The following is a 24,308-nucleotide window of genomic DNA, read 5'->3' as shown; positions in this document are numbered from 1 at the left end:
ATTCTTTGCTAGCTATTGCTTGCATGTTGTTTGCTTCTATAAAAGAAGCATCCTACACATTGGTTCGTTTGCTTGCTTTGTTCAGTTTTCAAAGGTCTACATAAGCGGTTAAAAGAATGTGTTTAGAAATTGTCGCGATAAGGAGAAATCATTTGAAGTTGTTTTTAAACTTCTGAATGATTTTGACTTATTGCCGTCATTTCTCATACATTTAACTTACTTAGTCGTTGCTTTTTAAATGTTTCAGCAACTCTTATATCTTATCAGCTGACGTTTTGTTTGTCAACTGTTTTTTTCAAAAAGTTTTGAAAACTTTTTGAAATGATATTTCAGAAATGTGCTGATCACTAAGCAACTTCGTTAGTTTACCAGTCGTTTCACCGACTGTCAACAACTTTTTTTAACTTTTTTCAAAGTTTGTTTTCTTAAGAAACACGTTCTCAAGGACAAGTAATAATATACCAACTTTGAAAGTCTAAGTCAACGAAAACTTATTGATTTGGCAACATTTTTCACAATTCTAAACGATAAAATTAAAACACCAAATAATTGTTCGGACTTTTATCAAAAGTCGCTTTTTAAAATACAGTTCATTAAATTTTTGTTCGCTAAATTTTCCGGCTGGGTTTTTAAGGAATTGTTAAAAAGGGGCTATGAGTGTTTTCTTTAGCACTTTTTTGATACTATAGCTGTAGAAAGTACCTTAATTTCTTCTATTTAATTTTGTTCCACAAACTTTTTCTTCTATAGAAAGAACAAATTACTTTTAATACAGGAGGATTTTTTATGATGAAAATTTTAGTTGCTGATGATGACAAAGAGATTGTCGAGTTATTGAGCATTTATATTCACAATGAAGGCTATGAAGCGGTGAAAGCTTATGATGGAAAAGAAGCTCTTTCCAAAATTCGAACCAATCCGGATATTGAGTTGATGATTTTGGATATCATGATGCCAGAAAAAGACGGCATGCAAGTGGTGAAAGAGTTACGCAAGGAATCTCAAATTCCAATTATCATGTTGACTGCCAAAACAACAGATATGGATAAAATTAAAGGATTGGTAGCCGGAGCTGATGATTATGTTACAAAACCTTTTAATCCACTAGAAGTAATGGCGCGAGTGAAATCACTTTTACGCCGGACGAAAATGCAAGTCACCCCCGACCAACCGGATATTTTAGAAGTAAACTCTTTAATCATTAACAAAGACTCCCATGAAGTAAAGACTATTGATGGTAAAGAAATCCAATTAACTGCTTTAGAATTTGGAATTTTGTATTTATTAGCCTCTCATCCAAATCGAGTTTTTAGTGCTGATGAAATTTTTGAACGGGTTTGGAAACAAGAAAGTGTGGTTTCTGCCAAAACTGTGATGGTTCACGTGAGTCACTTGCGAGATAAAATCGAAGAAGCCACTGGTGGAGAAAAAGTCATCCAAACAGTTTGGGGTGTTGGCTATAAGATCGATGCAAAATAAAACGAGAAAACGTCAGGTTGAAAAAAGAAAAAGAATTACCTTAACCTCTAAAGAGATCAGTGAGCTATTAGCAGAAGGCATTGTAACTATTATCTTGTTAATCTTAATTAATGTCGCTCTTTTAGTCGTGCTGACTTCCTTTGTACGTAACTCCCCTTCTTTAGAGAATGCAATTTGGGATTCAAAAAACATTTTTGCCCGCCGTTTGGATTCTGATTTCTTCTGGAACGGGCGCAACTTTATCTTGCCGCTGTTTTTGTTAATTGATGCGGGTGTTTTATATTGGCGTTTGATTCGCCGCTATCGGCAAATGCAATTGCGACATATTATCAGTGAGTTGCACTATATTGCCAATGGTAATTATGATCACCGTATTCCTTTTGAATTAAGTGGTGATTTAAGTCGCGTTGTTTCCAGCATCAACGGCTTGGTAGATAGTACGGTTGCGGCCATTGAAGATGAACGAAAAATCGAGCAATCAAAAGATGAGCTCATTACCAATGTCAGTCATGATATCCGCACTCCTCTCACATCGATTATTGGTTACCTGGGGTTAATAGAAGACGGACAATATCAATCAGAAGAGGATTTGTTAAAATACACTCACACAGCTTTTGTAAAAGCCAAGCAAATGAAGTCTTTAGTAGATGACTTATTTGAATATACAAAAGTGCGGCAACCCAGCGTACCTATCAATCTGACTTCTTTTGATATGATTCAATTAGTGGAGCAATTAGCCGCTGATTTTGAATTAGAAGCCAAAAAGAAAAATATTACGATTGAAGTCTCTTCTCCAAAAGAACAATTAATTATGGACGGAGACACTGAAAAAATTGTGCGCATCTTCAACAACTTATTTACCAACGCCTTTAAATACGGAAAAGGTGCGACAAAAATTATTGTGGAAGTCGATCAAATCGGGACAGAAGCAGTGATTATTGTAAAAAACAATGGAGCTATGATTCCAAAACAAGCCTTGGATTCTTTGTTTGATCGTTTTTACCGCGTCGAAGAATCCCGTAACCAAGCGACTGGAGGGACGGGCTTGGGTCTGGCTATTACGCAAAGTATTGTTGCACTTCATGGCGGCTATATTTACGCTAAAAGTAATCCTGACTGGACTTCTTTTATCATTCACTTACCGGTCAAAAGTAATGTCTCCCCCAGCGCGCGCAAAGCTGAAGATTATTTGAATGGCCAATACTAAGTTGGGAATACTTCGCATTACTTTTTTGACCTCAAGCAATTAAGATGGCGGTTGACGAAATTTGAAAAGTTGAGTATGCTAAAGCTAATCTGATAGAAAAAACGAGAAAACCTAGTAAATGGTGTAACTTCAAAGAGAGCTGATGGTGGTGAAAATCAGCAGGCCAAGCCATTGAATCCAGTTTTTGTTAACGTACGCTTATGACAAATAAGCGCGACTGACTGTCGATACCAGTCGACAAGGGCAGCGCAGGCTGAACTTGGGTGGTACCGCGAACAAACTATTTCGTCCCAAGCATTTTGGGATGGGATAGTTTTTTTTATTTACAAAAAGTATTGGTAGCTGTGTTACAAGTGGAAAAAATCTTTTTAGATTAAATCATAAAGCGAGGGAAAACGATGTTAGATATTAAAATGATTCGCCAAAACATGACAATGGTCAAAGAAAAATTAGCCACAAGAGGTGTGCCCGCTGACGTTTTAGAAGAATTCGTCAAGTTGGATGAAGAACGCCGCACACTTTTAGTAAAATCAGAAGAATTGAAAAAACAACGCAATGATGTTTCTGCCGAAATTGCCCAATTAAAACGCAATAAAGAAAATGCCAAAGAAAAAATTGCCGCTATGAAAACTGTTGGAGCCGACATTAAAGAGTACGACGCCAAAATCGCTGCCATTGATGAAGAGTTAAAAATGATTGCGACTACTTTACCAAACTTGCCAAATGATTCAGTGCCAATTGGCAAAGATGAAGATGATAATGTGGAAGTTCGCCGTTTTGGCACACCCCGTGATTTTGCTTTTGAACCAAAAGCCCACTGGGAAGTTGCAGAAAATCTAGAAATTTTAGATTTTGAACGGGGCGCAAAAGTTTCTGGCAGCCGTTTTGTTTACTATCGCGGCTTAGGTGCACGCTTAGAGCGGGCTTTGTATAATTTTATGTTGGATTTACACGTATATGAACACGGTTATACGGAAATGATTCCTCCTTACATTGTGAACAGCAACGCCATGTTTGGTACCGGCCAATTTCCTAAATTTAAAGAAGACGTCTTCCAATTAGCTGATACGGATTTAACCTTAATTCCAACGGCGGAAGTACCGCTGACTAACTACTACAACGGTGAAATTTTAGATGGTGCGGACTTACCGATTTATTTCACGGCGCTAAGCCCCTCTTTTCGTTCTGAAGCCGGTAGTGCCGGGCGAGATACGCGTGGTTTAATTCGCCTACATCAATTTAATAAAGTTGAAATGGTAAAATTCTCCGACGCGGAGCATTCTTATGAAGAATTAGAAAAAATGACCAACAATGCGGAAGAAATTTTACAAAAATTAGGTTTGCCTTATCGTGTCGTTGCCTTATCAACTGGCGATATGGGCTTTTCAGCTGCTAAAACTTATGACTTAGAAGTTTGGATTCCCGCCCAAAACACTTATCGCGAAATCAGCTCATGTTCAAACTGTGAAGATTTCCAAGCTCGTCGCGCCATGATTCGCTACCGGGATGCAGATGGAAAACTACACTATGCCCACACACTAAATGGTTCTGGTTTAGCCGTTGGTCGGACTGTTGCTGCTATTTTGGAAAACTATCAAAACGCAGATGGCACTGTTACGATTCCAGAAGTCTTAGTCCCTTACATGGGCGGTTTGCAAAAAATTGCCAAAGATTAAATAGGAAAAGCAAAAGGAATGTGCTTAACTCTTGCGCAATAAGATGGAATTTTAATAAATTGCGCTTCAAATTTTTTGAAATTGCAGTTTATTGCCCTCGAGAGTTCATTCACCTTGCCAGACACCAACTGCCTTGGTGCATCGCCCCTATCTCTTATGCAGAAGATATAATCGGTTTATCTAAAAAAAGCAAACAGTTTTTTTCAAAAGAAACTGTCTGCTTTTTTATTTAAAATTTGTGTACGGCAGACTAACCGTTACAATATCGTTACTGAACTTTCCAGTCATTTTTTATCCCGGTTAAAACAAAACGCGTATTAAAAAAAGATGCGTTTTAATAGAAATGACGATAATGTAAGGCTGCTGTCAAACTTTTTGAGTTGAATGCCTATGCCAATAATGGTACAGTGAAAGCAATTATAGACAATTTAGGGAGTTAGTAAAAATGGAAGACAATAACAGCACACGTAGCAGTCGACACTCACAAGAACCTAAAAATAATCTGGGCAAAAACATCTTCACGTTGCTTAGCATTTTACTAGTGGCATTATTTGGTTTTTTTGCCTATACCTTTTATCAGATGAAGCAAGCAGAAGCCGCCGCCCAAAAAGTTTTTGAAGAAAAAACAACGGCGCTTTTACAAGAAATACAAGAAGAACGCAATCAAAGTGGGATTGCTAGTGAAAAATCGGAGAAAAAAACAACGGATTTGGTGACTGTCACCTATATTCCAAAAAATGACCAGGTTTTTTCCGCCGCAGCTAGCAAAAAGGAATTAACTGCCCTTACTAGTAAAGCCAAAGACAGCTTAAAAGATAAAAAAGGGTTGATTGTAGCCAAATTAGAGGTCAATCCGGTCAGTGATCAGTTGGATACTTATGAATTAGTGGCTGAACCTTATGTATGGCAAAAAGATAAAAAAAGTTTTACCAAGGGCAAATTGCTAACAAATCAGCCCGCTTATATTACGCATAAAACTGGCAAAGCGGTCACAGTGAAAGACTTGATTCCAGAAGAAGGCGATCTTTTAGGAATTCAGCAAGTTATTCAACAAAAGATTTTCAATGAAGTAAAAGATAAAAAAGCCGTGATAGACAGTATTTTAGATTTACCCCGGATTAATTATCAAAATAAAATTGACTTTACGCCAGATGAATTAACGATTACATTGGCGCAAAATAAAACGGGCGTTGATAAAGTTACTTTAGACTATAAAGATATTGCTGCTTACGTTAATACAGATTTTGTCAATCCGGAAAAAATTAAAGATGCCTTTCCGCAACTTGATCCCAAGAAAAAATATGTAGCATTGACTTTTGACGATGGTCCAAATCCTGCCACAACACCAAAGATTTTAGATATTTTAAAAAATAAAAAAGCCAGTGCTACCTTTTTCATGTTAGGTAAAAACGTAAGTGATAACCAAGATATTGTAAAACGTGTAGTAGCTGAAGGCCATGAAGTAGCGAGTCATTCTTATAGTCACCCTGTGCTGACAGGATTATCAGATGCAGCGTTGAAAAAAGAAATTCGTGATACTGATAAGGCTATTTTTGAAGCCTGCGGTATCTTACCACGAAATTTGCGTCCACCTTATGGTGCCGCAAATGAACACGTTGCCCGGGTTGCCGGCAAACCGATTATTAACTGGGATGTGGACTCAGAAGACTGGAAATCCAAAAATGCGGGCATGATTCAAGGACGTATTAAAGCGACTTTAACCGAAAATGCGATTGTTTTAATGCACGATATTCAACCAGCAACAGTAGCTGCCTTACCTGGTGTAATCGACAATATGCGGCAACAAGGATTTGAATTTGTATCAGTCGATACCTTGTTGAAAAAGCAGCAAAAACCAATGTATGTCTACTTTGGTGCAGACGATTATCGCCTTGCCAAAAATTTATAATTTCTTTGCGTCTCCTTTGGCGGAGACGCTTTTTTTGTCCTAATTATTAAGAAATTCTAAACTTGCAAAAAATAACTTACGAAGAATTTTTAGACTTGATACCATGGTTGACGTTGCCCAAAACAACACAAAGAAAAACGCATAATTGTTTTCAAGCATGCGAAAGAAAGGAATTTTAGAATGCCAAAAAATAAAAAAGAAAGCTGGTTATTCACCGGCTGTATGTGTGGCTTAATGGTATTGGGGATGTCGATTTATAATATTGCACTACATGGAGAGTTATCAGTTATTGCCGTTATTAGTGGTTTCCCCTTTGCTTTTTTAGTTGCTCTTTTACTCGATCTTTTTGTAGTGGGAAAACCCGCAAAAAAAATTGCCTTAAGTTTACCAACTAATAAAGAAAAAGGTTGGCAAGTAGGTATTTCAATTAGTATATGTATGATTTTAGGTATGGTTAGTTTTATGTCAATGTTTGGAATTGTCATGGAAATGGGTTGGCAATATTTAAACTGGGGAACTTATTTACATACTTGGATTTTTAATTTCATCATGGCCTTGCCATTACAATTAATTATCGTTCGTCCCCTTTCGGTTAGCATTTTGAACTTGAGTCGTCGTAACGCCTTAAAAGCTTGAGGAATGATTGTTTTCCAACACAAGTTCGTCATAAAAACTGGGTGCTAAACCTATTTCTTTGGCATTAAAGCAGAATTTATACGCAATTGTTTCGCAAATTTCGTATAATTTTGACTTGATGCCGCTAGGAAAAAGGTGCTAAACAAAAAAATCTTGCTTTAGCACCTTATTCTTTATGAAAATCCTATAATTCCTTTAATTAAACTAAAAAGACGAGCATCCATCAGTTTGGGATACTCGCCTTTTTTGTTTTTAATACATTAGAGACAACACCTGGCTCTAAGGCTGTGTTTAAGATTCAACCGAATAGTTTGGTGCTTCTTTAGTAATTTGAACATCATGAGGATGTGATTCTTTCAAGCCATTACCACTCATTTGAACAAATTGTGCATCATCGCGTAATTGTTTCAAGTCAGCAGCACCAACATATCCCATCCCAGATTTTAAACCGCCGATCATTTGGAAGATAATATCTGATACGCTGCCTTTATAAGCTACACGGCCTTCGATTCCTTCTGGCACAAGTTTATTGGCTTCATTGACACCACTTTGGAAATAACGATCGCTCGAACCTTTTTCCATCGCACCAAGCGAGCCCATACCACGGTAAGTTTTGAAGCGACGACCTTGATAGATTTCAAATTCACCAGGAGATTCATCTGTACCAGCTAACATTGAGCCTAACATTACCGCATGTCCGCCAGCTGCTAAAGCTTTGACGATATCACCAGAATATTTAATCCCACCGTCAGCGATAATGGCTTTACCATATTGACGTGCAACAGAAGCGGCATCATAAATCGCGGTTAATTGAGGCACGCCCACACCAGCTACGACACGAGTCGTACAAATTGAACCTGGGCCAATCCCAACTTTTACAACATCCACACCAGCATCATATAAAGCTTTTGTACCTTCAGCTGTGGCAACATTACCAGCAATCAAAGTAGCTTCGGGGAATTTCGCACGAATTTCAGCAATTTTGCGTAACACACCAGCACTATGACCATGGGCGGTATCAATAATAATAGCATCAGCACCGGCATCAAGTAATGCTTGCGCCCGTTCAAAAGTATCACTGGTTACACCAACCGCTGCGGCAACTAACAAGCGACCATGTTCGTCTTTAGCGGCATTGGGAAATTCAATTACTTTTTCAATATCTTTAATTGTGATTAAGCCGCTTAAACGACCGTCTTCATCAACGATTGGTAATTTTTCGATTTTATGTTTTTGGAGGATATTTTCAGCGTCTGCTAATTTAGTACCAACTGGGGCGGTAACCAAATCATCTTTGGTCATAACATCATCAATTTTAATGCTGTAATCTGTCACAAAACGCATGTCGCGATTGGTAATAATACCAACTAATTTGCGGTTTTCCATTGTTTCGACAATCGGTACACCACTAATACGGTATTTTGACATTAAATGTTCAGCATCTTTAACTAAATGATCCGGAGTTAAGAAAAATGGATCGATAATAACGCCAGATTCCGAACGTTTTACTTTACGTACTTCATCAGCTTGCATCGCGATACTCATATTTTTATGAACTACCCCTAAGCCACCTTGACGTGCCATGGCAATGGCCATTTTACTGTCTGTAACAGTATCCATGCTGGCAGAGATGATTGGAATATTTAAACGGATATTTTTCGCTAATTGGACATGCATATCTACTTCATTTGGTAGGACGTGACTTTCGCCTGGAATTAATAAGACATCATCGAAAGTTAGACCTTTTTTAGCGAATTTCGTTTCCCAGTTAGACATTGTTAATACCACTCCTCAGTTTTATTTTTATCTATGAAACTAACAGAAAAAATACGACAAGTCAACAGCTCTAACTGTTTACGTAATATTCTGAAAATTCAGCAGTGGCGCCATTATCCAATGTTCGGAAAAATCCGATCCGTGATTTATAAAAATGAGTTACTCGGTCATTCACACAATTAGACTATGTCAATTTTACACACGAAAAGTTAAACGGACTCCTTCCCCTTTACAGTAATAACTTTGATATATCGGTTTTATCCCTTGTAAAAATCATTGAATCCCTTTACCTAAAAAAAAAACTGACCGAAATAAATTCAGTCAGTTTTTCGCTACTAATTAATTTTTGGGAATCGTTAGGGAACCTTCGATGTTGTATTTTTTCTTCAAATACCAACGCAATGCAAAAACTGCAGCCCCTAAAACTAATTGGATAAATGGATCCAAGACAATGTTAAATGGTAACATTGCACTCACGGTAAAGACTAAAATCCATAAGAAGAAAACAGGTACTAAAATAAGCATTGTCTTCCATAATTTGGGCCGTTTACTCTTATCAGCACCTGGACGTTCGTATTGATAAATATACTTGTACATTAAGTAAAAAGCATAGCCCCCAAATAATGAGGCAATAATCAACGTTAATAAACCGTAAGTTTGTTGTCCTGTATCTTTAGTAAATAAACGCATTAAACCTAACATTACTGCAAACAAACCAAAGATAAACATGACGTTATCGGCCCACATTAAAACAGGACGGGTTTCTTTTTTAGGTTCTGGTTTGGCTAAAATCGCTTCGGTACGTTCTGAAACAGTGCCAAAGAGTTGGCGCGCTGTTTTCCCACCTTTTTGTTCTTTGACTAAAATCGGCAGAATTTCATTTAAAGCAGTGGCCATTTCGGCTTCGGATAGGTTTGCTGCTTCTAAAGACTTTTTCAAATCAAAAATGTATTGTTGGTTACGTTTGGTTAATTGCGGTTCTAATGCGCGGTTTTCTGCAACCATTGCGCGTAATGCTTCTGCATCCATGAATGACTTCCTCCTGTACTTCTTTTACAAAGGGCATTTTAACATATTGCAGCCAAGATGACACCGTTTTTTTAGACGTTAAAACGGAATAACATGACATCGCCGTCTTGTACCACGTAATCTTTGCCTTCTAAACGGACACGTCCTGCTTCTTTGGCGGCGTGCATATTGCCGTATTTATTTAAATCTTCAAAAGAAACTGTTTCTGCTCGAATAAAGCCGCGTTCAAAGTCAGTATGAATAATACCGGCTGCTTGGGGGGCTTTAATCCCTTTGCGGAAAGTCCAGGCGCGCACTTCTTGTTCACCGGCAGTAAAGTAAGTCGCTAGTCCTAATAAATCATAAGCAGCGCGAATTAATTGATCCAAGCCAGATTCTTCAATTCCCAAAGCTTCCAAAAATTCTGCCTTGTCTTCGTCATCTAATTCGGCAATTTCTTCTTCCGCACGAGCACAAACAACGATAACTTCAGCATTTTCAGTAGCTGCAAAATTGCGCACTTCTTGGACATAGTGGTTGTCATCTGCATTGGCCACGTCATCTTCTGAAACGTTGGCAACATATAAAATAGGTTTTGTTGTTAATAAGAATAAACTTTTCACGATTTTTTGTTCGTCGTCAGAAAATTCAATCGTACGGGCAGATTGTCCTTCTTCTAAAACAGGTTTGATTTTATCTAACACCGCTAATTCTGCAACAGCGTCTTTGTCTTTGGTTTTGGCAACTTTTGCTACCCGTGTATAGCGTTTATTAATCGACTCTAAGTCTGCTAAAACAAGTTCCAAGTTGATCGTATCAATATCTTCTAACGGATCGACACGCCCTTCAACATGGGTAATATTGTCATCCTCAAAACAACGAACGACATGACAAATGGCATCCACTTGACGAATGTGGCTTAAGAATTTATTTCCTAAACCTTCCCCTTTACTAGCGCCTTTTACAATACCGGCAATATCGGTAAATTCAAAGGTTGTTGGAACAGTTTTTTTCGGATGCACAAGCTCTGTTAAACGTTGCAAGCGCCAATCTGGTACTTCTACCATCCCTACATTCGGGTCAATTGTTGCAAAAGGATAGTTTGCAGCCTCTGCACCTGCTTTTGTGATTGCATTAAATAAAGTCGATTTCCCTACGTTCGGCAAACCAACGATTCCGGCAGTTAAAGCCATTTTTTCTTCACTCTTTCTTTTTTTAATTATAAAGTTGATTGAGCTCGGTCAAAAAATGAGAGACAAGCTCAAAATAGATCACTGACGTTTTTTGTCAGTTAGCTATTTTTACTTGTATCGATTTTTTTAGCTCAAGAAACTAGATTCCATATAAAGTTGATTGAGCTTGCTCAGAAAAGGAGGAATAAGTTGGAAAAATTAGAAAGCTGTTCTTTGGCTTTTTCATTTTTTTACTTATTCTCGACTTTTCTAGCCCATAAGCTTTCACTCACTATTAAGTGGGAATGAAACTATTTTTCTGGTGCTTTTTCCAGTATCTTCTTCATTTTTTTCTCAAAATCGCGGCGGGTCATCATGACGATGTGGCCACAATTGGTACATTTAATTTTAATGTCAGCGCCCATGCGAATAATTTTCCAACGGTTCGCTTGGCAAGCATGGGGTTTTTTCATTTCCACGATGTCACCTAAATCGTACATTTAAATCCTCCTCGTTTTAACAAAAATTTTTAGACGAAACTATGCTTCGTCAAAATGTATATCTAAAATATCCAAAATACGCGTTAAATCGTTTTGGGATAAATATTCAATCTCAATTTTTCCTTTGCCGTCTTTTTCTAAAATTTCGACGTTAGTCCCAAATTTATCCATTAGCCGGTCTTCGCCTTCCCGCAAATAATAAGGTTTTTCCTTAACAACCCGCGGTGGCGTTTTCTTTTCTACTTTTTTCTCATTTAGTGTATTGACGAGTTGTTCCAACTGGCGCACAGTCAAATTTTCTTTGACACAGCGATTGGCTAATTTCAAAATTTGACTTTTATCTTTTAACCCCAGTAACGTCCGCGCTTGTCCCATGGAGAGACGGTCGTCTTGCACCATTTCTTTAACCAGTTTTGGTAATGTCAACAGACGCAAATAATTGGCGATATACGGGCGACTTTTGCCTAAGCGTTCAGCGACTTCGGCTTGGGTTAATTTCAAGTTTTTCATTAGCATCTCGTAGGCTTCGGCTTCTTCTAACGGATTCAAATCTTCCCGCTGCAAGTTTTCTAACACTGCCACTTGCATCATCGATTCTTCATCAAAGTCACGGATAATCGCTGGAATTGTTTCCCGTTGCGCTAATTTTGACGCTCTAAAACGGCGCTCCCCAGCAATAATTTCATATCCTTTTACTGCTGATTTGCGCACGATAATCGGTTGAAATACGCCAGAACGTTCAATTGAAGCGGCTAATTCCTGCAAGGAAGCTTCGTCAAAAGTCTTACGCGGTTGATAAGGATTTGGTCGCAATTCACTTAACGGAATATCAACGACCTCTTCGGTTTTTACATCGACTTCTTCTAAATCTTGCAAATCTTGAAACAAAGCATCGATGCCCCGACCTAAACCTTTACCTTTATTTTTCACGAGACAACACTTCCTTTGCTAGTGCCTGATAAACTTCGGCACCTTTTGAACTTGGATCGTAATCAATAATTGATAAGCCATGGCTTGGTGCTTCTGAAAGCCGTACATTCCGAGGAATAATTGTATCATAAACTTTCTCTTGGAAATAGCGGCGCACTTCTTCCACCACTTCAGCGCCAAGATTCGTTCTGGCATCATACATTGTCAATAATACCCCTTCAATTTCAAGGCCGGGATTGAAATGCTTTTGCACCAAACGTACTGTATTTAATAACTGACTCAAACCTTCTAACGCATAGTATTCACACTGTACCGGAATTAAAATCGAGTCACTAGCAGTAAACGCATTAATCGTCAAATGACCCAATGATGGTGGACAATCGATGAAAATAAAATCATAATCGTCTTTAATTTCTTCTAACGCTGATTTCAAACGTGATTCTCTGGCCATCATGGAAGTCAATTCAATTTCAGCTCCAGCCAACTGAATTGTCGCCGGCACAATGTCCATATTTTCCCGTGAACTAGGTAAAATTGCTTCTTTAATGGGTTCTTCATTGACTAATACATCGTAAATATCTTTGGCTACATCTGGCTTACGAATACCCATGCCACTTGTGGCATTACCTTGAGCATCGATATCGACCAACAAGACTTTTTTGCCGATAAAAGCCAAACAAGCTCCTAAATTGACTGTTGTGGTCGTCTTACCGACGCCACCTTTTTGATTTGCCACCGAAATAATTCGTGCCATCCTCTTATCTCCTTTAATAAAAGTTGAGTGAGCTCGTTTGAAAAAGGAGAGACAAGCTCAAAATAGATCACTGACGCTTTTTTGTCAGTTAGCTATTTTTACTTGTATCGATTTTTTCAGCTCAAGAAACTAGATAACATAAAAGTTGTAACGGCTCGTTTGAAAAAGGAGGAATAAGTCGGAAAAATTAGAAAGTCGCTCCAAGACTTTTTCATTTTTCTACTTATTCTCGACTTTTTCAGCCGTAGAAACTAGACAACATAAAAGTTGAGTGAGCTTGATAGAAAATGAGGAATAATTTGGGAAAATTAGAAAGTCGCTCTAAGACTTTTTCATTTTTTTACTTATTCTCGACTTTTCTAGCTCAAGAAACTAGATAACATAAAAGTTGTAACGGCCTATTCACCGTTAAATGATAAATTTTATTTCTGATAAAGCAATTAAAGTAATTTTGCGAAACTCCCGTGCTATTTTAACGGTTGTTTGTTGGGCGTACCTGGCTTGCGAGGATATTTTTTAGGTGTTTCTTTTTTCTTTTGAATGACTAAAATATGTCGCGCATCGCCATTTGGTAAGGACAATTCTTTATCTTCAATGAATTTTCCCCCAAGTGTTGCAATTGCTGTTTTAGCTTCTGCTAATTCTTCGTCGGACTTAGCTGCTTTTAAAGCAAAGAAAAAGCCGTCTTTTTTGACTAAAGGCAGGCATAATTCTGCTAAAACATTTAAGCGGGCAACTGCTCTTGCCGTTACATAGTCAAATTGACCACGAAATTCAGGGCTTTGCCCAAAAGTTTCAGCGCGATCGTGATAAAAATGAACATCCGCCAAATTTAAACTTTGCGCCAAATGATTTAAAAAGGTAATCCGTTTATTAAGCGAATCTACGATAGCTACCTTTAAACCAGGAAAAGCAATCTTCAAAGGAATGCTTGGAAAACCCGCTCCTGCGCCAACATCACAAATGGCCGCCTCCGATTTTAACTCTACTGCAATGCCAAGCAAAATCGAATCGTAAAAATGCTTTAAATAAACTTCTTTTTTCTCTGTGATAGCGGTCAAATTCATTTTCTCATTCCACTCCACTAACAGTTCATAATACGTTTCAAACTGTTGCATTTGGAGTGGGCTAAGTTCAATGCCTTTTTGAGCCAACTGTTGCTGAAATTCTTCTGGTAACATTGCCTTTTCCTTTCTTTTTTGTGAAACAAATTTTTGTTTCACGCTTTCTCTACTTTAACGCAAATGGACGTTTTTCGCAATGGGGGCAGGTTGGTTTTTAATCGTGTATTTAGGGATTTAAAAAATTCTGTAAATTTATTTGTATTCTGAATTATAAAAAGTTCCACCGTTTAAAATAATTGACTTTAGATAGCTTTTTTGTTTTAATGGTTTAAAATTATCGACGAAGGAGATTTTATTATGGCTCATGATTTATCCCACTTAAAAAATGAATTTACTGCCAGCAGTGATTTTTTAATTGCATTGGGGGACGAAAAACGGCAAGCAATTATTGTGGCATTATTAGCCGAAAAGGCCTGTAATGGATTGCGCGTTCCTGATTTAACAGAAGCCACCAACTTATCCCGCCCGGCCGTTTCCCATCATTTGAAAATTTTAAAACAAGCCAAGTTAGTAGATTACCGCCAAGAAGGTACAAAAAATTATTACTACTTATCTCACGATACAACGGAAATTGATAAGTTAAAGACACTCTTAAATCATGTCACACAAATTATTCAGGAGGTAGCAAAATGAAAGTACTGATCGTATTAACCAACACAACGCATTATGGTGAAACAGACGATGCCACCGGACTATGGCTGGGAGAAGCGACAGAATTTGCCGCAGAATTGCAAAAACATGGGATTGAGTATGACTACGTTAGTCCAAATGGCGGCTATGTTCCAATTGATCCCCGGAGTATGAAATACACCAACGAAGAAATCATGGAGTTTTACAACACAGATGATTTTAAAAAGCGGGCTTTAGCTGATTCTTTACCTGTTGAAGCAGTTGATCCCAAAGATTATGACGCCATTTACTTCACTGGTGGTCACGGAGTAATGTGGGACTTTCCCAATAACGATACCTTGCATAAACTTTCTTTAGATATTTACAAACAAGGCGGCTATGTGACTTCAGTTTGTCATGGAGTAGCGGGGCTTTTAAACTTACAAGATGATGACGGCAACTACTTAATTAAAGATAAAAATATTACCGGTTTTACCACGAGTGAAGAAATTTTAGCCGGTAAAAAAGGAGTCGTGCCCTTCTTAAACGAACACGTGGCTAAAGAACGGGGTGCCCATTTCCAAAAGAAACGGGCCTACAGTGAATTTGCCATTCAAGATGGCCAACTCATTACCGGACAAAATCCATTTTCTGTTAAAGCTGTGGCTAAAATTTTGATTGAAAATTTGCAAAAGTAAGCCCACTATAAAAAAAGCTTCTAAAAGCTCGCAAATTGCGCGAGCTTTTAGAAGCTTTTTTTGTTGAGTATTTTTAAGTAGAATTAATAGGCTAAAACTTCGGCTTGTGCGGTGACATTACTTTTGACGATATTTATTTCCAATTCTGGTTGATTGGTGAAAATAACCATGGTCGTCGCAGGTTTTTGTTGTGCTTTTAAGACAGATAAGTCTACCGCTGCTAGTTTCGTGGCCGTGTTCACTGCATCATCTTCTGAAACAAAGACTTCAAATCCTTCGCCTTGTAAACTTACCGTGTCAATCCCAATATGAACTAAAATCTCGTGTCCTTTTTCATCTACCAAACCAAAGGCATGTTTAGTGGGAAAAATACTTGTCACTTTTCCACTTACTGGTGAATAGACTCCCCCGTCAGTTGGCTCCACTGCAAATCCGTCTCCCATGGCTTTACTGGCAAACACAGGATCGCTCACTTGACTCAAAGGTAACAATGTTCCCCTCATGGGAGCTGTTACGGAGTTTTTTTTCTTGAAAAAATTAAACATGAACTTCATCTCCTTGTTTTTGTGCTTTTGCAACTAATTCATAGGCTGCTTCAGCGGTGTCATAAGCCAATTGCACGGATAAGCCAATGTAGTTTTCTGGCTTTAGCAGTTCTTCAATTTCCTTTTTTTGGAATACCTGTTGAATTTTTTCATTATGCAATAAAACATCGGCATAATTTTTTTGACTTAATTCTGTTTCGATTGCTAATTCATAAACAAGCTCATGGGCTTGATCTTTGCCAATTTCTGCTGCCAATTTCATCATAATGAATTCACTATTGTCTAGTCCATGATTGATATTAGCATTTTGATACATCCGCTCACGATGAATTTCCAAAGTCCGCGTCAACTCTTCGCCTCGCATTAAAATTTCGGTCATTAGTTCCAATGCTTCAGTAAAGATACCATCAAACAGCATATTGGTAGTGCTGTCTGCTTCAAAGGGACGAGCTGCGGAATAATACCCCACAGAAGTCAGCGAATAAAGTTTTTGGGCATTGGCAATAATTCCTTTTGATAATTTAGGATTTATTTTATGAGGCATCGTGGAAGAACCAATCGTCCCTTTGGTAAACCCTTCTGAAACTTCGCCGAACTCTTCAATTGAAGTTTGAAAAACTTCTTCAGCAATTTTGTGTAGATTATTAGCTAAAAGCGCCAATACATTAATGTATTCAATCTTTGGCGCATTGATATTACGGGAAGGAATCGCCATTGCAGGCATTTGTAAAATTTTTGCCACTCGTGTTTGGACAGCTATCCCTTTTTCACCAGCAGCGTTAAAAGCACCGATAGCCCCGCCCATCATAGTCGTAAAAATTCTCTTTTCTACTTCTTCTAATCGTTCATAAGATGTCATTAGTTCGGACAACCAGACGGCTGCTTTATAACCGTAAGTAATGGGAATTGCGTGTTTACCATGCGTGCGTCCTGCCATGATTGTTTCGGCGTTGTCCTTGGCTAAGTTGGCTAAATTTTCCATAATTTCCAACATAAACTGTTTAAACTTTTGATGTATTTGTTTGGCAATCAAATTTTGAGAAGTCTGTTGAATGTTTTGCGTTGTTGCGCCAAAGTGAATGTATTTACCACTTTCTTCATCACAGGCCGCTACAAAAACTTTCAGAAACGGAACAAAGCCGTGACCTACTTTACGGTAGATTTCTTCCATTTTGACAAAATCTAAATTTTCGATTTGTGCTTTTTCATTAATATGCGTTGCTGCTGCTACCGGAATGACGCCTAATTCTCCTTGTGCTTTGGCTAAAGCAGCTTCAACTGTCAACCAAGCTTGGTATTTGGCGTCTGGGCTTAAAAGATTTTTGATTCCTTTATCATCTAACGTTTTACTTTTTGAATCGTATAATGCCCCCATCTTTTTCACCTACCCTTTTTTCATTGCATCGTCGACTGCATTACGCACAAATTCGACATAAGGGCCAAAGACGACATGAATATGATTTTCTTGCGGGAAGAATACACCAGAAGTGCCAGAATCTTTTAAGCGCTCCACATCTACCACTGACTGATCTTTCAAATCAATGCGCAAGCGGGAGACACAGTTGTCGACATTTTTAATATTGCCGCAGCCACCTAATGCCGGAATTACGATATCAGCAATTTCATTAAATTTCTTTCAGCCAATAAACTATTGTTTTTCAGCCCTTTTTCACGCCCTAATGTTTCTAAATTAAATTTCTTAATCGCGTATTTAAAGACGAAGTAAAAGACAACAAAATTTACTGCTCCTAATAAAATTAAATTGAGCCAATTGGTGTTTTCGTACATCAAACCAAAAATACCAAAATCAAAAATCGTACCCCGAATATAACCAATACCGATATTCAAGAAATTCAATGGAATCGCCATCACCCCACATAAAATGGCATAAACAACGAATAATTGCGGTGCAATAAACAAGAATGAAAATTCCAAAGGTTCTGTGATATTTCCTAAGAAAGCTGTTAAAACAACGGTTAAAATAGCCCCTTTTGCGATTTTTTATTATCGGCAAAAGCGGTATGATACATCGCCAAACCAATCGCCGGTACACGGAATAACGTCGTCAGCATTTGCCCTGTGGCTAAGTATTTGAATAGTCCCGGTGCTAATTTCCAAGCTGGATTATCTGGTCCTAAATCAAATAAAACTTTATTCGCTGCATTTAAAATACCGATATATTGTTGACCATCAATCATATAAACACCACCGGCTTCAGTAAAGCGGACAATAGAAGCTAAAACGTGATGCAAACCAAATGGAATCAATGCCCGATGAGCAAACCAGTAAACACCAACCCCAAATGTTTCATTCATAAAGACTGGTGAAATAAAAATCAATAATTTCGTAAACAAGCCCCAAACCATTGGAACAACAAAACCAACTGGAATCATAAAGAAGAAAGTTGCGATTGGTACAAATTTTTTACCCCCGAAAAAAGCAAAAGCCAGTGGTAACTGTGTTTTGTAAAATTTATCGGTACATTTTGCTGCAATTAATCCCGCGATAATCCCACCAGCGGCATCTAATTTCAACGTTTGAATTCCTAACACCATACCTTGCCCCACAGAAGCCATCGTTTCTGCATCTACTAAGGCATTGGTTAACGTTAAATAAACATTTACCACAACTAATAAGGTGATATAACCTAATACAGATGAAAAAACGGCAATCCCTTTATCTAGTTTAGCCATCCCGTAAGCTACCCCCATAGCAAACAATAACGGGATATTTTCAAAAACGATGCTGGAAATTGTTTTTAAACTGCCGATAATAGATTGGACGACCGGATTGCCTAAGAATGCGACTTGTTCAATCATATAACTTTGCGATAAAGCATTGGTTAACCCCATTACCATCCCAATCGGTGCCATTACCGCAATTGGTAATAAGAGAGAGCGACCAAATTTTTGAATGCCCTTTTTTATATTCTCTTTCATCATTTCTCCTCCATTTCTTTCTACACTCTTAGTCTAAAATGTAACCGATTACCAAACAAGGTCATCTTCTGCTTTGTAGATTTTGCAAGAAGTAACCATGGTATAATAGGGCTATCATTCCAGCTAAAGAGAGGATTTATCCATGGTCGTTAACAGTTTTGATTTATATTTGGCCAATCGTTTACAAGAAAAAGGCCAAACTACTTTGGATGCTTTGGCATTAAAAACAAAAAAATCAGTCGCCACTATTCGACGGTCCATCCAAACACTCAATCAGTATTTCAAACCTTCCAAACAGTTTGTCATCACTGAAGCTAAAATCATCAGTAATATGCGTTACCGTGATTTGATTACCATGATTCAAAATTTGAATTTAACCGATTTTTCTACAACCGCAACAGAGCGTCTTAATTATTTAGTTTGTCTTTGTGTACTGCAACAAACCGTTAATTTATCGCAAATGTATGATGAACTGGCTGTGAGCCAATCTACTAAAAAGAAAGATCGTGGTACTTTTCTAACGATCTTAGCGCAAAAAAAGCTCACACTTACCTCGCTTCCTGGTAAAGGAGTCACCATTACCGGTAATGAATGGGCTTTACGAACATGGGCTTGCGAATACTTAATGGAAATTATTGAAATTGACGAATAAGGCACAATTACCAATCGTCGGGCTAACAATCCTTTGCAACGGCTTTTATTTGAAGAGACCAAATTTTTATGGCAAACCAATACTTGTGACACACTTGAAGATTTGTTGGCAAACAATAACATACAATTAAACTATACTTCAACCAAATTTCTTTATTTATACTATCTATTGGCAAAAAAAAGAGTTAAAAATGACAAATCTGAAATAAAAAAAACATTTCAATCTCCTTTGCCGGTTAAAGTTTGGTCCGTGTTTTCTAGCGAAGCAGAAAATTTCTATTTTAGTTGTTTATTAGCCAGTTTGGATAACCAAGGAACTTCTCTTTATAAAAAAGACGACCATCTGACAAATCTCAGTAGTCGTTTGATTTCTTATATTGAAGAACGGATTTTAACGCATTTTTACTCCCGGATGGTTTTACAATATGAAATCAGTCATTATCTTTATAAATGTATCTTACGTAATCAACTGTCTTATGATTTTTACGATAATAAATTAGATGACGTGAAAAATGAATTCCCTTTTTTATACCAACTGGTAGAATATTTTTATGTTCACGAATTGGCAGAAGAATTCTATTTGGGAACCTATCAACTGGCAACCTTGACCTTGATTTTCCGCGAACATGTGCTTAAAAACAAAGTGGCTGGACGCAATCGCAAAAAAATTGTCGTAGTAACCAATTCCGCTCAGGAAAAAAGCGATTTTTTCTCACAGCAATTAAGTTATCATTTTGACACAGAAATTATCGCCACTATTAATCTGCACGAATTGTATCGTTTAAAACATCTGCAATTTGATCATCTACTAACGTTTTCTAATCGGATTGCGACAATTTTAAATGAAGAGGGCTATCCCAACATTAAAGTAAATTACTATTTTCATGATGAAGACTTAGCCTATTTAAGTAAACGGAATTTTTCTAGCAATTATAACCGCAAACTAATTGCGGACCAATTCATTGATGCCTTAAAGCAAACAGATTCGGCTCACTGGTCAGATTTTTTAAAAGACCAGTATCCTAATTTTTTTGTTTAATAAATTTGCAGAAAAAAGTGCTGTGACAAGAATTTTGTCACAGCACTTTTTACGAACAAGCATCGCCCATCAAAAGCTTATTTAAGAAATAACTGCTTTTGATCCGCCTCACTTTTTAATTATTTCCTTTAGCTAAAATGGTTTCCAGTAATGCTAAAACACGGCGGACTTCACTATTTTTGACAATCGGCTCGCCGCCATTTACTACCACATCATAAAAGTTGGCGTAAAAACTTGGATAAGGTGTTTCAACTGCTGGTAGAGATAAAACTTCGGTTGCATCTTCGCGGGGAGGGGCCATTGTTTTGGTTAATCCCACACCAGCTTGAATGGGTTTTGGTGCTGCCGTTTTTTCATGGGTGGCTTTGACCATTTTGCCATTTAAATCCCAATCTGAAATCAGCGCCGTGCCTTCCATGCCTTTGACATACCAACGCGGTAACGGAATATAGTTGGTGGTGCCCACTTCAATTATCACTTTAACGCCATTTTCAAAAGTTAGATAGCTGTGAAAACCATCATCTACTTCATCTCCTAAAATATAGCTCAAGTCAGTCTGAATCGTTTGCAGTGGACTATCAATTAAAAAAAGCAGTTGGTCAAATAAATGAACGCCCCAATCCAGTAACATGCCGCCACCATGCTTTTGCAAATGACGCCAGTCACCGGGAATCCCATTGGCTCCTTGGACGCGCGATTCAATTTGGAATAAATCACCTAGCGTCTTTTCTTGATACATTTGGCGAATCATTAAAAAGTCTGGATCCCAGCGTCGATTTTGATGCACCATAAACGTTCGCTCACACTTTTTAGCTTCGGCTAAAATTTCATCTAATTCTGCTGTATTCATAGCAACTGGTTTTTCACAAACCACGTGTTTGCCTGCTTTTAAAGCTGCAATTGCTAATTCTTTATGACTATCATTGGGTGTTGCAATTAAAATGGCATCCGTTGTTTCATCTTCTAAAAGTTCTGGCAAACTTTCATACGCCAAAAATCCATCGGCTTGCGCGACATCCTGGCGTTCAGATTTAATATCATAAACCCCTTTTACAGCCACAACTTCACTGGACTTTTGCATAATTGTTTTGGCATGATAAGAACCCATGCCGCCATAACCAATAATCGCAAATTGTAATGGTTTCATTTTTTTACTCACTTTCTTTTAAAACTCATAAATTCCCTTATCTTTTAAAAACTTACGCCCACCACATATCGGTTGGCGTGTCATGAATCATGACAGAACGCAAATTCGTCACTGCCCGCTGTAACCCTTCATCAATGGACATCAAAGGATCTTCATGCTCAATACTTAAAACATAATCGTAACCGTATAACCGCAACGCCGAAATAATATCAGACCAAACTTTTAAATCGTGACCACAACCTACGGAACGGAAATTCCATGAACGTGTTTTCACATTGCCATAAGGCTGCATATCAGTCAGTCCATACATATTAATATTGTCTTGATCCAAATAAGTATCTTTGGCGTGGAAGTGATGAATTGCCCCGGCTTCGCCTAAAATTTTCACTGCTGCGACTGGATCAATTCCTTGCCACCACAAATGACTTGGGTCCAAATTACAGCCAATCGCTTTGCCGGTAGCTTCACGTAAACGCAACATCGTATAAGGTGTATGGGCTAAAAAACCACCATGTAATTCAATCCCGATTTTAACTCCGGCACTTTCGGCTACAGTGTTAATTTCTTGCCAATAAGGAATCAATTTTTGTTCCCATTGATAATTATAATTATCACTATATTCTGTTGGCCACGGCAAAACAGGCCAGTTGACTTGGGTATCTGTTTCATTGCCGCCACTCACGCCGGAAAAACCATTTACGACGGGAACATTCATTAATTGGGCTAATTTAATCGTCTTTTGTAATAGTTCGTCTGCTTCTTGGGCCACTGATTTCACCGGTGAAATCGGATTATGATGACAACTTAAAGCCGAAATCGTCAAACCTTTATCGGCTAATTTCGCCAAGTATTCTTTGCGACTATCTCCAGAGGCTAATAATTTATCAATATCCAAATGGGCATTACCAGGAGATCCTCCCGTGCCAATCTCTACAGTTTCCAAACCATAACTGGCTACTTTTTCAATCATTTCATCAAAATTTAGATTATTAAATAATGGTGTAAAAACGCCTAATTTCATTTTTTTCATCCTTTCTATGCTCGTTTACTGGTTAATCTTTTCCTGTCAGAAAAATTGTTCATTTTTAATTATTGTTCAAAATAAACCGGCTCCCCTGACGCTGAAGATTGATACATCGCTTCTAAAATTTCTGTGACGACCAAAGCCTGCTCTGGTTTTACAAGCGGTTCTGTGTCATTTAAAATCGCATCGATCCACGCTCTTGCTTCGTTATAAGCAGGATCATCAGAAGCACCATCGTAAAAATCGACGCCGCCTGGTTCTAATTCAATTTTTTTCTCATATAACGTGCTATGGTCTTCCCCATTAATCGTTAAGCCGTCATTCATATCTGCGCCAGCTTTGGTTCCGCATAAAGTCGTTTTGGCTTCTTTGACATCTAAAGAATTCAACGCCCAACTCGCTTCTAAGAAAATCGTGGCGCCATTTTCCATCGTAATAAAACCAAAGGCACTGTCTTCTACTTTGTATTCTTTTGGATCCCAGGAACCCCAAGCATTGGCAGCATTTTCCATCTCCGCTAATTTACGATAGGCAGTCCCTACGACAAATTTTGGCTTGTAGTTATTCATCATCCAAAGCGTCAAATCCAAAGCATGGGTTCCAATATCAATTAATGGGCCGCCCCCTTGCGCTTCTTCATCTAAAAAAACACCCCACGTTGGCACTGCCCGCCGCCGAATCGCATGAGCTTTGCCAAAATAAATATCCCCTAATTCCCCTTCACTACACACAGTATGTAAATATTGGGAGTCTTTACGAAACCGATTTTGATAGCCAATCGTCAATTTTTTCCCTGTCTTTTTAGCCGCAGCGAGCATTTTTTTCGCTTCCACAGAAGTTTTCGCCATTGGTTTTTCACACATTACGTGACAACCCACTTCCATTACCGCAATCGAAATTTCTGCGTGAGAACTGTTGGGCGTTAACACATGCACCAAATCCAAATCACACGCTGCTAACATCTCTTGATAATCGCTAAAAACTTTGGCTTCTTCACTGCCATATTCTTCACAACTTTTTTCTGCCCGTTCTAAGATGACATCACAAAAAGCCACCAATTCAACTTCCTTAATTTTAGCCAGAGCCGGTAAATGTTTACCCGTAGCAATTCCGCCACATCCAATAATGCCCACTTTTAAACTCATAATTATTTCTCCTTATTTGAAAACGTTTTATTTTCTTTATTATAAAAAAAGAACCACTCAAATTCTTCCCACATCCTTAGCCAAAAATTCCCGGATTTTATCTTTTTTTCTTTTAAAAATACGCTATACTAAAGAAAAGCTAAAGGCAGCGGGTAGCTCTTTGGAAAAATCTCAGAAATTCGTTTTCTGGTGCTCTTTACCAGAAACTAATTTTTGAATTTTTCCCGAAGAGTTGCTTCCTGTGCTGGATCACTAGAAAAGCTGAATGAACTCGTTCAGCTCTCAAGCAATAAGATAAAATATTGATAAATTGTCCCTCAAATTTCTCTGTATTTTGGCT

At 38.0% G+C, this 24,308-nt stretch carries 23 protein-coding genes and 1 pseudogene; 9 read left to right on the top strand and 15 right to left on the bottom strand.

Features of this window, described 5'->3' with window-relative positions; translation table 11 throughout:
* Window positions 1-789: 789 nt before the first annotated feature.
* The 5 genes from croR to RK01_RS10735 all read left to right on the top strand — a co-directional run bounded on the left by croR (window position 790) and on the right by RK01_RS10735 (window position 6,907).
* On the top strand, window positions 790-1,479 hold the full coding sequence (croR, locus tag RK01_RS10755; protein WP_034864850.1) for a response regulator transcription factor CroR: 690 nt from the start codon (window positions 790-792) through the stop codon (window positions 1,477-1,479).
* On the top strand, window positions 1,469-2,686 hold the full coding sequence (locus RK01_RS10750; RefSeq protein WP_034864735.1) for a sensor histidine kinase: 1,218 nt from the start codon (window positions 1,469-1,471) through the stop codon (window positions 2,684-2,686). Before croR ends, RK01_RS10750 begins: the two co-directional genes overlap by 11 nt.
* A gap of 398 nt (window positions 2,687-3,084) precedes the next feature.
* Window positions 3,085-4,362 carry a serine--tRNA ligase gene (serS, locus tag RK01_RS10745; protein WP_016173313.1) on the top strand — a complete coding sequence of 426 codons (1,278 nt, stop codon included), beginning with the start codon at window positions 3,085-3,087 and terminating at the stop codon, window positions 4,360-4,362.
* Window positions 4,363-4,807: 445 nt separating this feature from the next.
* A complete protein-coding gene (locus RK01_RS10740; protein WP_016173312.1) occupies window positions 4,808-6,271 on the top strand; it encodes a polysaccharide deacetylase family protein in 1,464 nt (487 codons plus the stop codon).
* A 180-nt stretch (window positions 6,272-6,451) separates the two neighbouring features.
* The gene (locus tag RK01_RS10735; RefSeq protein WP_016173311.1) at window positions 6,452-6,907 is read left to right on the top strand and encodes a DUF2798 domain-containing protein; all 456 of its coding nucleotides are present in this window, start codon (window positions 6,452-6,454) and stop codon (window positions 6,905-6,907) included.
* Between the two features lie 291 nt (window positions 6,908-7,198).
* On the opposite strand, the gene guaB is transcribed toward RK01_RS10735, so the two are convergent.
* The 7 genes from guaB to rsmG all read right to left on the bottom strand — a co-directional run bounded on the left by guaB (window position 7,199) and on the right by rsmG (window position 14,228).
* Window positions 7,199-8,683, bottom strand: a complete 1,485-nt coding sequence (gene guaB / locus RK01_RS10730; protein ID WP_016173310.1) for an IMP dehydrogenase — start codon at window positions 8,681-8,683, stop codon at window positions 7,199-7,201.
* A 339-nt stretch (window positions 8,684-9,022) separates the two neighbouring features.
* The gene (locus RK01_RS10725) at window positions 9,023-9,712 is read right to left on the bottom strand and encodes a DUF1129 domain-containing protein (protein WP_016173309.1); all 690 of its coding nucleotides are present in this window, start codon (window positions 9,710-9,712) and stop codon (window positions 9,023-9,025) included.
* A 71-nt stretch (window positions 9,713-9,783) separates the two neighbouring features.
* Window positions 9,784-10,884, bottom strand: coding sequence for a redox-regulated ATPase YchF (gene ychF, locus RK01_RS10720; protein ID WP_016173308.1), 1,101 nt, complete (start codon window positions 10,882-10,884; stop codon window positions 9,784-9,786).
* A gap of 290 nt (window positions 10,885-11,174) precedes the next feature.
* Window positions 11,175-11,363 (bottom strand): DUF951 domain-containing protein, encoded by a 189-nt coding sequence (locus RK01_RS10715; RefSeq protein ID WP_016173307.1) that lies wholly within the window; start codon window positions 11,361-11,363, stop codon window positions 11,175-11,177.
* A 39-nt stretch (window positions 11,364-11,402) separates the two neighbouring features.
* Window positions 11,403-12,293 carry a ParB/RepB/Spo0J family partition protein gene (locus RK01_RS10710; RefSeq protein WP_016173306.1) on the bottom strand — a complete coding sequence of 297 codons (891 nt, stop codon included), beginning with the start codon at window positions 12,291-12,293 and terminating at the stop codon, window positions 11,403-11,405.
* Window positions 12,283-13,047 carry a ParA family protein gene (locus tag RK01_RS10705; RefSeq protein WP_016173305.1) on the bottom strand — a complete coding sequence of 255 codons (765 nt, stop codon included), beginning with the start codon at window positions 13,045-13,047 and terminating at the stop codon, window positions 12,283-12,285. The genes RK01_RS10710 and RK01_RS10705 overlap by 11 nt, the downstream gene beginning before the upstream one ends.
* A gap of 467 nt (window positions 13,048-13,514) precedes the next feature.
* Entirely contained in the window at window positions 13,515-14,228 is a 714-nt protein-coding gene (gene rsmG, locus RK01_RS10700) for a 16S rRNA (guanine(527)-N(7))-methyltransferase RsmG (RefSeq protein WP_016173304.1), read from the bottom strand.
* Window positions 14,229-14,468: 240 nt separating this feature from the next.
* Here rsmG and RK01_RS10695 point away from each other — a divergent pair, with 240 nt between their 5' ends.
* Entirely contained in the window at window positions 14,469-14,804 is a 336-nt protein-coding gene (locus RK01_RS10695) for an ArsR/SmtB family transcription factor (protein ID WP_016173303.1), read from the top strand.
* Complete coding sequence (locus RK01_RS10690) at window positions 14,801-15,478, top strand: type 1 glutamine amidotransferase domain-containing protein (RefSeq protein WP_016173302.1); 678 nt, start codon at window positions 14,801-14,803, stop codon at window positions 15,476-15,478. Before RK01_RS10695 ends, RK01_RS10690 begins: the two co-directional genes overlap by 4 nt.
* 83 nt (window positions 15,479-15,561) lie before the next feature.
* On the opposite strand, the gene RK01_RS10685 is transcribed toward RK01_RS10690, so the two are convergent.
* From RK01_RS10685 to RK01_RS10670, 5 genes and pseudogenes are all read right to left on the bottom strand, one after another.
* Window positions 15,562-16,023 carry a PTS sugar transporter subunit IIA gene (locus tag RK01_RS10685; protein ID WP_016173301.1) on the bottom strand — a complete coding sequence of 154 codons (462 nt, stop codon included), beginning with the start codon at window positions 16,021-16,023 and terminating at the stop codon, window positions 15,562-15,564.
* Window positions 16,016-17,398: a class-II fumarase/aspartase family protein gene (locus RK01_RS10680; RefSeq protein ID WP_016173300.1), complete on the bottom strand. Its 1,383-nt coding sequence runs from the start codon at window positions 17,396-17,398 to the stop codon at window positions 16,016-16,018. The genes RK01_RS10685 and RK01_RS10680 overlap by 8 nt, the downstream gene beginning before the upstream one ends.
* 9 nt (window positions 17,399-17,407) lie before the next feature.
* Window positions 17,408-17,602 carry a PTS sugar transporter subunit IIB gene (locus RK01_RS13555; protein WP_244874981.1) on the bottom strand — a complete coding sequence of 65 codons (195 nt, stop codon included), beginning with the start codon at window positions 17,600-17,602 and terminating at the stop codon, window positions 17,408-17,410.
* 26 nt (window positions 17,603-17,628) lie between these two features.
* Window positions 17,629-17,943, bottom strand: a complete 315-nt coding sequence (locus RK01_RS10675) for a hypothetical protein (protein WP_016173299.1) — start codon at window positions 17,941-17,943, stop codon at window positions 17,629-17,631.
* 12 nt (window positions 17,944-17,955) lie between these two features.
* Window positions 17,956-18,875: pseudogene (locus RK01_RS10670) on the bottom strand (PTS transporter subunit EIIC); the annotation flags it as partial.
* A gap of 229 nt (window positions 18,876-19,104) precedes the next feature.
* Here RK01_RS10670 and RK01_RS10665 point away from each other — a divergent pair.
* Together RK01_RS10665 and RK01_RS10660 are read left to right on the top strand one after the other, a co-directional pair.
* Window positions 19,105-19,614 (top strand): helix-turn-helix domain-containing protein, encoded by a 510-nt coding sequence (locus tag RK01_RS10665; protein WP_016173297.1) that lies wholly within the window; start codon window positions 19,105-19,107, stop codon window positions 19,612-19,614.
* A 33-nt stretch (window positions 19,615-19,647) separates the two neighbouring features.
* On the top strand, window positions 19,648-20,652 hold the full coding sequence (locus RK01_RS10660) for a BglG family transcription antiterminator (protein ID WP_016173296.1): 1,005 nt from the start codon (window positions 19,648-19,650) through the stop codon (window positions 20,650-20,652).
* 115 nt (window positions 20,653-20,767) lie between these two features.
* Here the strand turns inward: RK01_RS10660 and RK01_RS10655 are convergent, their stop codons facing one another.
* The 3 genes from RK01_RS10655 to RK01_RS10645 all read right to left on the bottom strand — a co-directional run bounded on the left by RK01_RS10655 (window position 20,768) and on the right by RK01_RS10645 (window position 23,968).
* On the bottom strand, window positions 20,768-21,799 hold the full coding sequence (locus RK01_RS10655; protein WP_016173295.1) for a Gfo/Idh/MocA family protein: 1,032 nt from the start codon (window positions 21,797-21,799) through the stop codon (window positions 20,768-20,770).
* 52 nt (window positions 21,800-21,851) lie between these two features.
* Entirely contained in the window at window positions 21,852-22,820 is a 969-nt protein-coding gene (locus tag RK01_RS10650) for a sugar phosphate isomerase/epimerase family protein (protein ID WP_016173294.1), read from the bottom strand.
* Between the two features lie 68 nt (window positions 22,821-22,888).
* Window positions 22,889-23,968, bottom strand: a complete 1,080-nt coding sequence (locus RK01_RS10645) for a Gfo/Idh/MocA family protein (RefSeq protein ID WP_016173293.1) — start codon at window positions 23,966-23,968, stop codon at window positions 22,889-22,891.
* Between the last annotated feature and the right edge of the window lie 340 nt (window positions 23,969-24,308).

The organism is Enterococcus dispar ATCC 51266 (assembly GCF_000406945.1).
In the GTDB taxonomy this organism is placed as follows: Bacteria; Bacillota; Bacilli; order Lactobacillales; family Enterococcaceae; genus Enterococcus_C; species Enterococcus_C dispar.
Note: the sequence above shows the minus strand (reverse complement) of the source record. Positions and strands in the feature narration are given on the sequence as shown.

What these genes read in the sequence shown, in the direction of transcription:
- croR (WP_034864850.1), top strand. Translation starts at nt 790, where the DNA reads ATGAAAATTTTAGTTGCTGATGATGACAAAGAGATTGTCGAGTTATTG.
- RK01_RS10750 (WP_034864735.1), top strand. Translation starts at nt 1,469, where the DNA reads ATGCAAAATAAAACGAGAAAACGTCAGGTTGAAAAAAGAAAAAGAATT.
- serS (WP_016173313.1), top strand. Translation starts at nt 3,085, where the DNA reads ATGTTAGATATTAAAATGATTCGCCAAAACATGACAATGGTCAAAGAA.
- RK01_RS10740 (WP_016173312.1), top strand. Translation starts at nt 4,808, where the DNA reads ATGGAAGACAATAACAGCACACGTAGCAGTCGACACTCACAAGAACCT.
- RK01_RS10735 (WP_016173311.1), top strand. Translation starts at nt 6,452, where the DNA reads ATGCCAAAAAATAAAAAAGAAAGCTGGTTATTCACCGGCTGTATGTGT.
- guaB (WP_016173310.1), bottom strand. Translation starts at nt 8,683, where the DNA reads ATGTCTAACTGGGAAACGAAATTCGCTAAAAAAGGTCTAACTTTCGAT.
- RK01_RS10725 (WP_016173309.1), bottom strand. Translation starts at nt 9,712, where the DNA reads ATGGATGCAGAAGCATTACGCGCAATGGTTGCAGAAAACCGCGCATTA.
- ychF (WP_016173308.1), bottom strand. Translation starts at nt 10,884, where the DNA reads ATGGCTTTAACTGCCGGAATCGTTGGTTTGCCGAACGTAGGGAAATCG.
- RK01_RS10715 (WP_016173307.1), bottom strand. Translation starts at nt 11,363, where the DNA reads ATGTACGATTTAGGTGACATCGTGGAAATGAAAAAACCCCATGCTTGC.
- RK01_RS10705 (WP_016173305.1), bottom strand. Translation starts at nt 13,047, where the DNA reads ATGGCACGAATTATTTCGGTGGCAAATCAAAAAGGTGGCGTCGGTAAG.
- rsmG (WP_016173304.1), bottom strand. Translation starts at nt 14,228, where the DNA reads ATGTTACCAGAAGAATTTCAGCAACAGTTGGCTCAAAAAGGCATTGAA.
- RK01_RS10695 (WP_016173303.1), top strand. Translation starts at nt 14,469, where the DNA reads ATGGCTCATGATTTATCCCACTTAAAAAATGAATTTACTGCCAGCAGT.
- RK01_RS10690 (WP_016173302.1), top strand. Translation starts at nt 14,801, where the DNA reads ATGAAAGTACTGATCGTATTAACCAACACAACGCATTATGGTGAAACA.
- RK01_RS10685 (WP_016173301.1), bottom strand. Translation starts at nt 16,023, where the DNA reads ATGTTTAATTTTTTCAAGAAAAAAAACTCCGTAACAGCTCCCATGAGG.
- RK01_RS10680 (WP_016173300.1), bottom strand. Translation starts at nt 17,398, where the DNA reads ATGGGGGCATTATACGATTCAAAAAGTAAAACGTTAGATGATAAAGGA.
- RK01_RS10665 (WP_016173297.1), top strand. Translation starts at nt 19,105, where the DNA reads ATGGTCGTTAACAGTTTTGATTTATATTTGGCCAATCGTTTACAAGAA.
- RK01_RS10655 (WP_016173295.1), bottom strand. Translation starts at nt 21,799, where the DNA reads ATGAAACCATTACAATTTGCGATTATTGGTTATGGCGGCATGGGTTCT.
- RK01_RS10650 (WP_016173294.1), bottom strand. Translation starts at nt 22,820, where the DNA reads ATGAAATTAGGCGTTTTTACACCATTATTTAATAATCTAAATTTTGAT.
- RK01_RS10645 (WP_016173293.1), bottom strand. Translation starts at nt 23,968, where the DNA reads ATGAGTTTAAAAGTGGGCATTATTGGATGTGGCGGAATTGCTACGGGT.